Here is a 13097-nt window from a genome sequence, read left to right on the forward strand (position 1 = left end):
TTTGACATGAAGAACGAGACAATCGGACGATACCGGCGCAGTCAGTTCGTGGGCTGCTCCGCGCTCGCCGCACTCGCGGCGGCGATCGTGGCTACGCCGGCCATGGCGCAGGAACGCCCGGCGGGCGAGACCGCGGCTCCGGCCGGCGACGATATCATCGTGACCGCGCAGCGCCGCGAGCAGAGCCTGCAGGATGTGCCGATCGCGATCACCGCGGTTACCGCCGAAACGCTGCGCGACCAGAATGTTCAGAGCGTCGAGGATTATTTCGCGCTGACCCCCAATGTGAGCTTCCAGAGCAACGGCTCGCGCGATCGCAAGGACCTGTCGATCCGCGGCATTTCCAACCAGCTCAACCCCTATGCCGATGTCCGCCAGGCGACCTATGCCTTCTATATCGACGAGTTCAACGTCGCGGCGGGCACCAGCAACCCGCAGATCGTCGATCTCGAGCGGATCGAAGTGCTGCGCGGGCCGCAAGGCACCTATTTCGGCCGAAACTCGGTGGGCGGCGCGATCAACGTGATCACCAAGAAGCCGGTTAACCGGTTCGAGGGCAGCGTCGAACTCGGCTATGCGAGCTACGAGACCTTCCGTGGCGAAGGCGTGATCAATGTGCCGGTGATCGACGGCCTGCTCGCCATCCGCGCATCGGGCAAGTACGAGAAATCGGACGGATATATCAAGAATATCAATCCGGTCGGCGGCGGCAATGACAGCGAATATTACACCTATCGCATCCAGGGCCGGTTGACGCCCACGCCCAATCTGACGCTCGACGTCACCTATAATTATTCGGACGAGACGCTGGGCATGCGCAACGGCGTGCCGACGGGCTTCGTCACCTCCACCTGGGCGTCGGTCTATTATGGCAAGACCTCGGGCATGATCGGCAACCCTGATGGTGTCGGTTTCTTCCCGACCAACGACAATCGCGTGAACTTCAATCGCCCGCAGCGCGTGGGCAGCACCTTCGAATATCTGAGCGGCCGCGCGGTCTGGGATATCGGCACGGTTTCGGTGACCGGCGTGCTCGGCAAGCTGAAATCGACATTGTTCAACTATGGCGACGTCGATGGTGGTAGCCGCGATTATTTTTACGAGGATCTGCTGCTCAAGCGCGAATCCACCAGCGGCGAACTGCGTGTCCAGTCGACGGGGAAGAATTTCCTGGACTGGAGCGTCGGCATCTCGGCGGGGCGTGACACCGGCGTTTCCGACCAGTCGACCTATCATGGCGCGGCGAGCCCGATCTGCCCGGCGGCGCAGGCGGGCAATTGTTCCGGGCTGGAAGTGACCGGCGCCGACGGCAAGAGCTCGTCCGATTATTGGGCGGTTTTCGGCCAGGGCACCTTCAACTTCACGGAGGCCTTCGCCGCGACCGTCGGCCTGCGTTACTCGCGCGAAACCACCAAGAACAATTCGGTGACGCGATCGAACACGATCCTGACGGGTGTCAACAACCGCATCGCGAAGTTTGACGACGTCTCACCCAAGCTCACGCTCAGCTACAAGATGAATCCCGACTGGATGATCTTCGCGACGGCCTCACGTGGGTTCAAGTCCGGCGGCACGCAGACGAGCAATAATGTCAATCTTCTCAATGAGTTCAAGCCGGAGACTCTGTGGGATTACGAGCTTGGCACCAAGTTCGACCTGCTCGATGGCAAGCTGCGCGTCGACATCACTGGTTTCTACATGGACTGGAAGGACGTCCAGCAGACGATCCGCTTCCAATATATCGATCCGATCACCGGGCTGCTGCGCGGAGTCAGCGGCATCGCCAATGCCGCCGCGGCGGAAAGCTATGGCGTGGAAGCGAGCTTCGATGCGCGCATCACCTCGCAGTTCAAGCTGAGCGGTCAGGTCGGCTACAACAAGACACGCTTCAAGGATTATCCGAACGCGCTGATCGACGGCGTCGTGATCGACGTGACGGGCAAGGCGCTGGTCAACGCGCCCAAATGGTCATTGGGTGCGCAGGCGCAGTATAATGTGCCGATCTCCGGCGCGTTGGAGGGCTTCCTGCGGGCGGAATGGAACTTCCGCGACGCGATGATATCAAACCCCTATGCCTATCGCTATCCGGTCTATCCCTTCATCTCGCCCAGCTATCACAATGTGAACCTGCGCGCAGGTGTCGAAACCGACGCGTTCCGCGCCGTGGTCTATGTCGAGAATCTGTTCGACGCGAAATATTTCGCCAACGCCTATGAAAAGGCATTCTACAGCGGCGTTCAGGTCGAGCCTTCCTATCGGAGCTTCGGCGTCAGCGTGGGTTACAAGTTCTGATCATTGAAGGCGGCCCAGCAATGGGCCGCCTTCGACACCGAAACAGTGGAGAGCGTCATGGATCGCCGTCGGTTTCTCGAAGGGACGGCGGCGACCGTTCTGCTTGGCGCGGCAGGGCAGCCGGCAATAGCCGGTGTAGGGCAGGGATCGGCGGACGATGCGTTGACGGCGCTGCTCCGGCGGCACAGTGAGGCCTATCTCGGCCGATCTCCCGAGGAGGCGACCGCCAACGACTTCGATGTTGGCGCCAATGCCGCGCTACGCAGCCGGCTGGACGACCGGTCGCTCGCGGCACGATCCGGCGACCGCACCGCGATCCGGGCGGCGCTCAAGGATCTGGAGGGCATCGACAGTTTAATGCTTTCGCCGCGTGCCGCGCTCGACCTGCGCGTCGCCCGCTATGTCTACGAAACGCTCGACGAGCTGCTCGGCCGTTATGGCTATGTCGACGGCAATTTGCGGCCCAGCCCCTATGTCGTCAGCCAGATGAACGGCGCTTATTATTGGTTGCCGGACTTTATCGGCACCCGCCATCCGATCGAGAGTCGCGCCGATGCCGATACCTGGCTCTCGCGCGTATCGGCGCTGGCGGTCGCGCTTGATCAGGAAACCGATCGCATAAAGCATGATGCCGGCATCGGGGTGATCCCGCCCGATTTCGTGATCGCACGCACCGTCGCGCAGATCGAAGGCCTGCGCGACGGCGACCCGCTCGGCTCGGCGTTGCTGGCGCCGGCGCTGAAGCGGATCGGGGAAAAGGGGTTCGGGGACTGGTCGTCCCGCGCATCCGACGTCTTTCGTTCAACCGTCGCGCCCGCGCTGGATCGCCAGGCCGCCGCGATGAAGGCGCTCGCCGCCAAGGCCGATGATCGCGCCGGCGTGTGGAAGCTGCCCGACGGCGATGCGTATTATGCCGCCTCGGTCCGCTCCAACACCACCGTCGCGACACCACCGGGCGAACTGCATCGCATCGGGTTGGCGCAATGCAAGGAATTGCTCGCCCAGATCGATATGCTGCTGAAACAGCAAGGACTATCGCAAGGCAGCGTGATGGCGCGGATCGGCGCGCTCAACGCCGATCCGCGCTTTCGCGTGGCACCCGACGATAGCGGGCGCGACAAGCTGATCGCGCTCGCCAAGGGGCATCTCGACACCATCACCAGATTGCTGCCCGGCGCGTTCGGCATCACCGGCGTCGATCCGATCGTCGTCCGGCGCATTCCGCCGGCGATCGAGGCTGGAGCACCCGGCGCCTTCTATTCGGAAGGAGCGCCCGGCCAGCCCGGGATCTACTCGCTGAACCTGAAGACACCGGGCGAACATGTCACCTGGCGCCTGCCGACGCTGACGCATCACGAGGGCATTCCCGGCCATCACTTCCAATATAGCGTATTGCGGCGCGCGCCGGCTTTGCCGCTGTTCCGCCGGATCGTGCGCTTCTCCGCCTATACCGAGGGCTGGGCGCTTTACGCGCAGCAGGTGGCGGACGAACTCGGCGTTTATGCCGAAGATCCGTTCGGCCGGATCGGCTATCTCCAGTCCGAACTGTTCCGCGCCGCGCGCATCGTTGTCGATACCGGGCTGCACCATCATCGCTGGACCAAGGCGCAGGCGGTGGCCTGGATGGTCGACAATGTCGGCGAGCAGCGAGAGGCCACCGACCGGGAGGTGACGCGCTACGCCGTCTATCCGGGGCAGGCGTGCAGCTTCAAGGTCGGGGCCAATGCCATCCATGCGGCGCGCGAGCGCGCACGCAGGGCAATGGGCGCGCGCTTCGACGTGCGGGCGTTCCACGATCTGGTGCTCACCGCCGGCCCGATGCCGATGTCGGTGATGGATGCCGCGGTGGACGGCTGGGCGAGGAGTGGGGCGGGGTAGTCCAAACCCGAGGCGTCATGCCAGCCTTCGCCGAAGGCGAAGTTTATCCTGAGCAACGCCGCAGGCGGCGTCGAAGGGCTGGCATGACGTGTGGGATTAGAATGCCGCAATCCCGGTGATTGCGCGCCCCAGGATCAGCGCATGGACATCATGGGCGCCTTCATAGGTGTTGACCGTTTCCAGGTTCATCGCGTGGCGCATCACTTGATATTCACCCGAAATGCCGTTGCCGCCATGCATGTCGCGCGCCTGACGGGCGATATCGAGCGCCCTGCCGACATTGTTGCGCTTGACGATCGAGATCATCTCCGGCGCGAAGCGGCCGGCATCCATCAGGCGGCCGACGCGCAGGCTCGCCTGCAGCCCCAGCGCGATATCGGTTTCCATGTCCGCCAGCTTCTTCTGGAAAAGCTGCGTGGCGGCGAGCGGCCGGCCGAACTGATGGCGATCGAGGCCATATTGGCGCGCGGCATGGAAGCAGAATTCGGCGGCGCCGAGCGAACCCCATGAAATGCCGTAGCGCGCGCGATTGAGGCACGAGAAGGGACCTTTGAGCCCCTGGACCTCGGGCAGCAGCGCGCTTTCGGGCACTTCGACATCCTCGAGCACGACCATGCCGGTGATCGAGGCGCGCAGCGACAGCTTGCCTTCGATCTTGGGCGCCGACAGGCCGGGCGTGCCCTTTTCGAGCACGAAGCCGCGAATGCCGCCGCCATGCGCGTCGGACTTGGCCCAGACGACGAAGACATCGGCGATCGGCGAGTTGGAGATCCAGGTCTTGGCGCCGTTCAGCAGATAGCCATTCTCGGTCTTCGTCGCGCGTGTGCGCATGCCGCCAGGGTCGGAGCCGGCATCGGGCTCGGTCAGGCCGAAACAGCCGATCCATTCGCCGGTCGCGAGCTTGGGCAGATAGCGATGCTTCTGCTCTTCCGAGCCGAAGGCGTAGATCGGATACATGACCAGGCTGGACTGGACGCTCATCATCGAGCGATAGCCGGAATCGATGCGCTCGATCTCGCGCGCGATCAGGCCATAAGCGACATAGGATGCGCCGACGCCGCCATAATCGGCCGAAATGGTGGGGCCGAGCAGGCCAAGCTCACCCATCTCGCGGAAGATCGCGGGATCGGTGGTCTCATTGGCGAAGGCGTCGATGATGCGCGGCGCCAGCCGGTCCTCGGCATAGGCGCGGGCGGTGTCACGGATCATCCGCTCGTCCTCGTCGAGCTGATCGTCGAGCAGGAAGGGGTCGGCCCAGTCGAATTTTTCCACGTTTCTTGTCCTTCTCTTCAGGCGGGCACGACCGCGATGGTCTCTATCTCGAGCAATGCTTCGGGTTCGACGAGCGCCGAAACCTCGACCACCGCCATCGCGGGGAAATTGCGGCCGATCAGTTCGCGATAGGCTTCGCCGATCTGCGGCAGGCTGGCGACATAGTCGTCGCGGCTGGTGACGTACCAGGTCATGCGCACGATATGTTCAGGGCCGGCGCCATCCTCGGCCAGGATCGCCAGCGTGTTGGCCAGCAATTGGCGGAACTGGCCCGCCAGATCCTTGGCGACGAAACGCTCTTCGCTGTCCCAGCCGACCACGCCGGCGGTGAAGACCATCCGGCCCTGCGCCGAAATGCCGTTGGCATAGCCCTTGGGGCGTTTCCAGCCGGCGGGAAGAAGCGAGCGATGTACGGTCATGGATTTTCCTTCTTGGCGGCGTTCCGGAGCCGCTGGAGCAGATGGTCGGGCCAGGGAACCGACCGGCTTTCGGTCAGGCTGGTCAGGACCTGGACGTAATTGACGGCGAAGCGCGCTTCGCCCGCGCAGGAGATGTCGAGCGCCAGCGCGACCGAACTGCGCCCGACGCGCTCGACCGCGACCGCGATATCGAGCAGGTCGCCGAGACGGCTGGGTGCTGCAAAACTCGCCTTCAGATCGACGGTCGGCATGCCCAGCCCCATGTCGAGATGCATCTCGCGCCGGCTGATCCCGATCATTTCGGCCGTCCAGTCCTCGATCGCCGCGTCGCACAGTTCGAAATAGCGTGGATAATAGGCGATGCCGGCCGGGTCGCAGTGCGCGAAACGCAGGGGATAGGTGACGCGGAACATCGGCGTCACGCGGCGCTGTCGGCCAGATGCTGGCGGGCGATCACCACTTTCTGTACTTCGGAGGCGCCCTCATAGATGCGCAGCGCCCGAACCTCGCGATACAGGCTCTCGACCGGCACGCCGACGGTGACGCCGAGCCCACCGAAGAGCTGCACCGCCTTGTCGATCACGCTCTGCGCACTGTCGGTCGCGTGCAACTTGGCAAGCGCCGCCTCGCGCGTGTTGCGCTGCCCCTTCACATCGCGCAGCCAGGCGGCGCGATAGATGAGAAGGGCGGAGGTTTCGACGTCGAGCACCATCTCAGCCAATTTCGACTGGGTGATCGGATTGTCGGCAAGCGTGCCCGCGCCAAGCCGGCGTACGCGGACACGCGCGGTCGCTTCGTCGAGCGCGCGGCGCGCAAAGCCGAGTGCTGCGGCGCCGACGGTAGTGCGGAAAATGTCGAGCGTCGCCATCGCGGCGGCAAAACCACGGCCAGATTCGCCGATCAAAGCGTCCGCTGGCAGCCGCATGTCGGCGAACTCGAGCGTCGCCAGCGGATGAGGCGCGATCACCTGGATGCGATCGGCGATGGTGAGGCCCGGATTGTCAGCATCGACCAGCAGAGCCGAAATGCCGCGCGCGCCCGGTGCTTCGCCGGTACGGGCGAACAGCACGTAATAATCGGCGATGCCGCCATTGGAGATATAGGTCTTGGCGCCATTGACACGATAACCGTCGCCATCACGCTCGGCGGTCGTCTCCATCGAGGCGACGTCGGAACCGGATGCCGGTTCGGTCAGCGCGAAAGCCGCGATCTTCTCGCCACGCGCGACGGCGGGCAGGTAGGCCTGTTTCTGCGCCTCGGTGCCGAGCAGCGTGATCGTGCCCGATCCCAGCCCCTGCATGGCAAAGGCAAAATCGGCGAGCCCCGAATGGCGAGCCAGCGTTTCGCGGATCAGCGCGAGCGAGCGGACGTCGAGTTGGTCATGGACGCCGCCATAGGCCGCAGGCACACAATAGCGCAGCCAGCCGGCCTCGCCGAGCGCGCGGACGAGCGCGCGGCATTCGCCGTCGATATCGGCTTCGTCATGGTGATGCGACAGGTTCGCCTGGCACCATTGCTCCAGGCCATCGGCGAGCGTGCGATGGCTCTCGTCGAAAAAGGGCCAGTCGAGGAAGCTGCGGTCCGCCATCAGTTGCCTGCGAACTCTGGCGTGCGCTTGGCCGCGAACGCTTCGAAGGCGCGGCGGAAATCCTTGGTCGCCATGCAAATCGCCTGGGCCTGGGCCTCCATCTCGATCGCAGTTTCCAGGCTGACGGCCCATTCGGTGTTGAGTTGGGTCTTGGTGATGCCGTGCGCGAAGGTCGGCCCGGCGACGAGCGACCGCGCCAGATCCTGCGCTGTCGCCAGCACCTCCTCGGATGCGACCAGGCGATTGTGGAAGCCCCAGCGTTCGCCTTCCTCGGCGGACATCATCCGACCGGTATAGAGGAGTTCCGATGCGCGGCCCTGGCCGATGAGGCGCGGCAGGATCGCGCAGGCGCCCATGTCGCAACCGGCCAGGCCGACGCGGGTGAACAGGAATGCCGTCTTGGTCTTGGGCGTGGCGATCCGCATGTCGGATGCCATGGCGATGATCGCGCCAGCGCCGACGCAGATGCCGTCGAGCGCGGCGACGATCGGCTGCGGGCAATTGCGCATCGCCTTGACGAGATCGCCGGTCATGCGCGTGAAGGCGAGCAATTCGGGCATCGCCATTTCGGTCAGCGGACCGATGATCTCATGGACGTCGCCGCCCGAGCTGAAATTGCCGCCGGCGCCCGCGAAGACCACCGCCTTGACCTCGGGCACGTAAACGAGGTCGCGGAAGGTGTCGCGAAGCTCGGCATAGCTTTCGAAGGTCAGCGGGTTCTTGCGATCGGGCCGATTGAGCGTCACCGTGGCGACGCCATCGGCGAAGCTCCAGCCGAAATGCGCGGGGGCGAACGTCTCGGGATTCATGATTTCTCCTCTCCGGTATCGGCGGCAAGCGACAATTTGAGTGCGCCGAGAAGGTCGTAGAGTGCCTCGCGATCGGTGCGCGACATGCCGGCAAGCATGGCGTCGATCCATTCGTGATGCGCTTCGGATAATTCGGTGAAATAATCCTGCCCCTCCGGCGTCAGCCGCACGATCGAGGCGCGACCATCGGTGGGAGAGGTCGTCATCAGCACGTAGCCGTCGCGCAGCAGGGCCTGAACCACGCCAGTGACGTTGCCGCTGGAAACGAGCAACGCACGTGAAAGCGCGCCCATCGTCATCCCATCGGGCGCGCGATCGAGCGCCGCGAGCACGTCGAAACGGGGCAGGGTGGCCTCGTATTTGTCGGCGAAGCGGCGGCGGATGCGCTTTTCCATGACGGTGGTGCAGCTCAGCAGGCGCAGCCACAGGCGGATGCTGGTGCGATCGGCCAGCGCGCCGTCATGCTTTTCGCGGATCGCGGGCGCGCCGGTCACATCACTTCTCCGCCGGCGACCGCGATCGCCTGGCCGGTGATCGAGCGGTTTTCGGACAGGCAGAGCCAGACCACCGCGCTCGCCACTTCCTCCGGCGCGATCAGCCGTTTCTGCGGATTGAATTTGGCGAGCTCGGCACGGGCATCGTCCTCGCTGCGGCCGGTCTTGGCGCGGATATTGGCGATGGCATCGGCGACGATATCGGTCTCGGTGAAGCCAGGGCAGACCGCGTTGGCGGTGACGCCTGTTTTCGCCAATTCCACGGCCAGTGCGCGCATCAGCCCGATCGCACCGTGCTTCGACGCGACATAGGGCGCGGTATAGGCATAGCCCTTGAGTCCCGCCGTCGATGCGATGGTGACGATGCGGCCAGCCTCGGCGGCCAGCAGGTCGGGCAGTGCGGACTGGCAGCAGTCGAAGAATGCGTCGAGGTTGATCGCCATCGCGCTCCGCCAACCCTCCGCCGTCACCTTGGCGAAGGGCGCGCTGGGGGCGGCGCCGGCATTGTTGACGAGGATCGAGATCGGGCCGTGCGCCGCACGCGCTGTCGCGAAAGCCGCGTCTATCTCCGTGCGACTGGTGATGTCCGCAGGGGCGATCGTGGCGCCAGGCAACGTCGCGGCAACCTGTTCCAGCGCGTCGCGGCGGCGACCGATCAGCGTCACCGCCGCGCCCTCCGCCGTGAGTGCGCGCGCGATCGCCGCGCCGATTCCCGATCCGCCGCCCGTTACAACCGCATGTCTGCCCGCCAGTTTCATCCTCAGCCCTTCAGCATCGCGTCCTGCTCCGCCGCGCGCTTCAGGTTGCGGGAGAGCTGGCTCATGCCACCCAGATAGCCCGGCGGCACATGGACGCCACGATATTCGTGCGCGGCTGCCGCGCGCAACGTCCACATCGGATCGATCAGGTGGGGGCGGCCGAGCGCGACCAGATCGGCGCGGCCGGCGGCGAGGATCGAATTGGCGTGATCGGTTTCGAAGATGTTGCCGACCGCCATTGTCGAGACGCGGGCCTCGTTGCGGACCTGGTCGGCAAAGGGCGTCTGGAACATCCGGCCATAGACGGGCTTGCAGGTCGCCCAGGTCTGGCCGGCCGAGACGTCGATCAGGTCGGCGCCGGCCTCGTTAAAGGCGCGCGCGATCTCGACCGCCTCGTCGGGGGTCACGCCTTCCTCGCCCATCCAGTCATTTGCCGAGATACGCACCGACATCGGCCGGTCCGCCGGCCAGGCGGCACGCATCGCGCGGAACACCTCGAGCGGATAGCGCAGCCGGTTCTCCAGGCTGCCGCCATACTCGTCGGTGCGCTTGTTCTGGAGCGGGGTGATGAAGCTGGAGAGCAAATAGCCGTGCGCGCAATGCAGTTCGACCATGTCGAAGCCCGCTTCCAGCGCCATCCGGGTCGAGGCGACGAACTGATCGCGGACCATGTCCATGTCGGCGCGGGTCATGGGAGTCGGCGCCTGGTTCTCAGGGCTCCACGGCACGTCGGACGCGGCAAGCAGTGGCCAGTTGCCGCTGTCGAGCGGCACGTCATAGCCTTCCCAGCCGATCTTGGTGGATCCCTTGGATCCCGAATGGCCGAGCTGTATGCAGAATTTGGCGGCGCTGTTGGCGTGGACGAAATCGACGATCCGCTTCCATGCTGCGACATGTTCGGGCGCATACATGCCGGGGCAGGCTGGGGTGATCCGTCCCTCGGGCGAGACGCAAGTCATCTCTGTATAGACGAGCCCGGCGCCGCCCTGGGCGCGGCTGCCATAATGGACGAGGTGGAAGTCGTTCGGCGTGCCTTCGACCGCCGAATACATCGCCATTGGTGAGACGACGATGCGATTGGCCAGCGCCATGTCGCGGAGGTGATAGGGAGCGAACATCGGCGGCACGGCCTCGTTCCGCGCCTTGCTGCCGGCCTGCGACTGGAACCAGCGCTCGACGCCTTCGAGCCAGGCCTTGTCGCGCAGGCGGAGATTTTCGTGACTGACGCGCTGCGAGCGGGTGAGCAGCGAATAGGCGAACTGGATCGGTTCGAACGGCAGATAGCGATCGAGCGTCTCGAACCATTCGGTCGAGTTGCGTGCGCTGTTCTGGAGCTTCAGCACCTCGACATTGCGCTCGTCCTGATATTCGGCGAGCGCTTCGGCGCGACCCAGGCCGGGGCGGTTGAGCACCTCGGCCAGCTTGATCGAATCCTCCAGCGCCAGCTTGGTGCCCGATCCGATCGAGAAATGCGCGGTGTGGGCGGCGTCGCCGAGCAGGATGATCTTGTCGTACGACCAGCGATTGGTGATGATCCGGCGGAAATTGAGCCAGGCCTGCGGCCCCGGCAGATGCGTGGCGTTGGACATCAGCGCATTGCCGTCGAGATATTTGGCGAAGATGTTTTCGCAGACCGCGATCGCCTCGGGCTGGTCCATCCTGTCGAAGCCCAGAGCCGCCCAGACATCGGGATCCATCTCGACGATGAAGGTCGAGAGATTGTCGTCGAAGCGATAGGCGTGCGCCCAGATCCAGCCGGCCTCGACCTTCTCGAAGGCGAAGGTGAAGGCGTCGAATGTCTTGTGCGTGCCGAACCAGAAGAATTTGTTGCGGCGGACCTGGATGTCGACGTCGAAATGCTCCGCATAGGCGTTGCGGATGCGGCTGTTGGCGCCGTCCGCCGCGATGACGAGATCGTAATCGGCCCAGTCGGCGAGATCAGGGCTCGCCTCATGCTGGAAATGCAGGTTGACGCCGAGTTCGCGGGCGCGTTCCTGCAGGATGGCAAGCAGCCGCTTGCGGCCGATGCCGATGAAACCATGGCCGGAGGAGCGGATGCACTGCCCGTGGATATGAACGTCGATATCGTCCCAATGCGTGAATTCGTCGCGGATGGTGGCGCCGCTGACGGGATCGTTCGCCATCAGATTCTCGACGGTTTGATCCGAGAAGACGACGCCCCAGCCGAACGTGTCGTCGGGCCGGTTGCGTTCGAACAGGTCGACCTGATGGCTGGCATCGCGCAGCTTCATCGAAATCGCGAAATAGAGGCCGGCGGGGCCACCACCGAGGCAGGCGATCTTCATGATATCGACCTTCGAATGATCAGCTATGTGCATGATCCTATCCCTGCTTGAAAAAGTTTCAAGCTTAAAATATCAAGCCTAAAGCATTTTGGATGGAGAAGGGCACCGACGATGAAATGGCCGGCACAACGCCTTGCAAGCGGATCGAAAAAGAGCTTCGGCATGTATGACGAGGCGGCGAAACTCGACGCCCAGGGCGTCGATCTCATCCATCTGGAATTCGGGCGGCCACACGCCGATACGCCGCTTCATATCAAGGAAGCGGCCAAGGCGGCGCTCGATGCGGGCATCGTCCATTATGGCGATTTCCGGGGCACTTTGCGCTTTCGCGAGGCGCTGGTCGGCAAGCTGCGCGACTTCAACGGGCTCGACTACGGCGTCGATGAAGTGCTCGTCACCAACGGACTGACCCATGCGTCGTTCGCGGCGTTCATGGCGGCGATCGATCCGGGCGACGAGGTGATCCTGCTCGACCCCTATTATCCCCAGCATATCGGCAAGACCGAGCTTGCCGGCGGCCGTGTCGTGGTGGCGCAACTCGACGCCGCCAATGATTTCGCGATCTCGCGCGAGGCGATCGCTGCGAAGATCACGCCGAAGACGCGGATGATCGTGCTGATCAATCCCGCCAATCCGACGGGCCGGGTCTACACGCGCGAAGAATTGCAGCATGTCGCGGACCTGGCGATCGAGCATGATCTGCTGGTGCTGTCCGACGAGGTTTACGAATATATCACCTATGGCCGGGCCGAACATGTCAGCATCGCCAGCCTGCCGGGCATGCGCGAGCGGACGATCACCTGCTTCGCCTTCACCAAAGCCTATTCGATGGACGGCTGGCGCGTCGGCTATCTGACCGCTGACGCGAAGCTGATGCCGGCGATCCTGCGCATCGCGATGACCGATGTGACGCATGTCAACGTCTTCGTCCAGGAAGGCGCGCTCGCCGCAGTCACGGGGCCGCAGGACGCGATGCAGGCGATGGTCGAGGCCGACCGGCGCAAGCGCGACATTGTCGTTCAGGCGCTCAATCAGATGCCGGGCGTCACCTGCCGCGAGCCCGAAGGCACGATCTATGCCTTTCCCGACATCCGCGGCACCGGCCGCAGTTCGAACGAGCTGGCGATGGCGATCCTGAACGAGGCGCATGTCGTGACCGAGGCTGGCAGCTTCTACGGCCCGTCGGGCGAGGGGCATCTGCGCATCTGTTTCGGATCGGAATCCGAGGCGCGGATCGTCGAGGCGATGGAGCGGCTGAGCAAGTTCTTCAACGCACTCTGA

General features: G+C 64.2%; 11 protein-coding genes. 3 read left to right on the forward strand and 8 right to left on the reverse strand.

Annotated features, from left to right (window positions below):
• Positions 1–6: 6 nt before the first annotated feature.
• A complete protein-coding gene (locus ACODTA_RS02550) occupies positions 7–2292 on the forward strand; it encodes a TonB-dependent receptor (protein WP_489064236.1) in 2286 nt (761 codons plus the stop codon).
• A 57-nt stretch (positions 2293–2349) separates the two neighbouring features.
• The gene (locus ACODTA_RS02555) at positions 2350–4170 is read left to right on the forward strand and encodes a DUF885 domain-containing protein (RefSeq protein WP_489064237.1); all 1821 of its coding nucleotides are present in this window, start codon (positions 2350–2352) and stop codon (positions 4168–4170) included.
• Positions 4171–4266: 96 nt separating this feature from the next.
• Here the strand turns inward: ACODTA_RS02555 and ACODTA_RS02560 are convergent, their stop codons facing one another.
• Genes ACODTA_RS02560 through ACODTA_RS02595 form a run of 8 tightly spaced genes read right to left on the reverse strand, consistent with a single transcriptional unit; the run spans position 4267 to position 11849 of the window.
• Complete coding sequence (locus tag ACODTA_RS02560) at positions 4267–5442, reverse strand: acyl-CoA dehydrogenase (protein ID WP_489064238.1); 1176 nt, start codon at positions 5440–5442, stop codon at positions 4267–4269.
• A gap of 17 nt (positions 5443–5459) precedes the next feature.
• Entirely contained in the window at positions 5460–5861 is a 402-nt protein-coding gene (locus ACODTA_RS02565; RefSeq protein WP_489064239.1) for a RidA family protein, read from the reverse strand.
• Positions 5858–6274: an acyl-CoA thioesterase gene (locus ACODTA_RS02570; protein WP_489065380.1), complete on the reverse strand. Its 417-nt coding sequence runs from the start codon at positions 6272–6274 to the stop codon at positions 5858–5860. Before ACODTA_RS02570 ends, ACODTA_RS02565 begins: the two co-directional genes overlap by 4 nt.
• A 5-nt stretch (positions 6275–6279) precedes the next feature.
• Positions 6280–7449, reverse strand: coding sequence for an acyl-CoA dehydrogenase family protein (locus ACODTA_RS02575; protein WP_489064240.1), 1170 nt, complete (start codon positions 7447–7449; stop codon positions 6280–6282).
• Positions 7449–8258, reverse strand: coding sequence for an enoyl-CoA hydratase family protein (locus ACODTA_RS02580; protein ID WP_489064241.1), 810 nt, complete (start codon positions 8256–8258; stop codon positions 7449–7451). Before ACODTA_RS02580 ends, ACODTA_RS02575 begins: the two co-directional genes overlap by 1 nt.
• Positions 8255–8752: a MarR family winged helix-turn-helix transcriptional regulator gene (locus ACODTA_RS02585; RefSeq protein WP_489064242.1), complete on the reverse strand. Its 498-nt coding sequence runs from the start codon at positions 8750–8752 to the stop codon at positions 8255–8257. Before ACODTA_RS02585 ends, ACODTA_RS02580 begins: the two co-directional genes overlap by 4 nt.
• Positions 8749–9510, reverse strand: a complete 762-nt coding sequence (locus ACODTA_RS02590) for an SDR family NAD(P)-dependent oxidoreductase (RefSeq protein WP_489064243.1) — start codon at positions 9508–9510, stop codon at positions 8749–8751. Before ACODTA_RS02590 ends, ACODTA_RS02585 begins: the two co-directional genes overlap by 4 nt.
• Before the next feature lie 2 nt (positions 9511–9512).
• The gene (locus tag ACODTA_RS02595) at positions 9513–11849 is read right to left on the reverse strand and encodes a bifunctional salicylyl-CoA 5-hydroxylase/oxidoreductase (protein ID WP_489064244.1); all 2337 of its coding nucleotides are present in this window, start codon (positions 11847–11849) and stop codon (positions 9513–9515) included.
• Between the two features lie 78 nt (positions 11850–11927).
• Between ACODTA_RS02595 and ACODTA_RS02600 the strand changes: the two genes are divergently transcribed.
• The gene (locus tag ACODTA_RS02600; RefSeq protein ID WP_489064245.1) at positions 11928–13097 is read left to right on the forward strand and encodes a pyridoxal phosphate-dependent aminotransferase; all 1170 of its coding nucleotides are present in this window, start codon (positions 11928–11930) and stop codon (positions 13095–13097) included.

This window comes from Sphingomonas sp. FG14 (genome assembly GCF_057809675.1).

Excerpts from the sequence above, each read along its gene's own strand:
- ACODTA_RS02550 (WP_489064236.1), top strand. The coding sequence starts at position 7 with ATGAAGAACGAGACAATCGGACGATACCGGCGCAGTCAGTTCGTGGGC.
- ACODTA_RS02555 (WP_489064237.1), top strand. The coding sequence starts at position 2,350 with ATGGATCGCCGTCGGTTTCTCGAAGGGACGGCGGCGACCGTTCTGCTT.
- ACODTA_RS02565 (WP_489064239.1), bottom strand. The coding sequence starts at position 5,861 with ATGACCGTACATCGCTCGCTTCTTCCCGCCGGCTGGAAACGCCCCAAG.
- ACODTA_RS02570 (WP_489065380.1), bottom strand. The coding sequence starts at position 6,274 with ATGTTCCGCGTCACCTATCCCCTGCGTTTCGCGCACTGCGACCCGGCC.
- ACODTA_RS02575 (WP_489064240.1), bottom strand. The coding sequence starts at position 7,449 with ATGGCGGACCGCAGCTTCCTCGACTGGCCCTTTTTCGACGAGAGCCAT.
- ACODTA_RS02580 (WP_489064241.1), bottom strand. The coding sequence starts at position 8,258 with ATGAATCCCGAGACGTTCGCCCCCGCGCATTTCGGCTGGAGCTTCGCC.
- ACODTA_RS02590 (WP_489064243.1), bottom strand. The coding sequence starts at position 9,510 with ATGAAACTGGCGGGCAGACATGCGGTTGTAACGGGCGGCGGATCGGGA.
- ACODTA_RS02595 (WP_489064244.1), bottom strand. The coding sequence starts at position 11,849 with ATGCACATAGCTGATCATTCGAAGGTCGATATCATGAAGATCGCCTGC.
- ACODTA_RS02600 (WP_489064245.1), top strand. The coding sequence starts at position 11,928 with ATGAAATGGCCGGCACAACGCCTTGCAAGCGGATCGAAAAAGAGCTTC.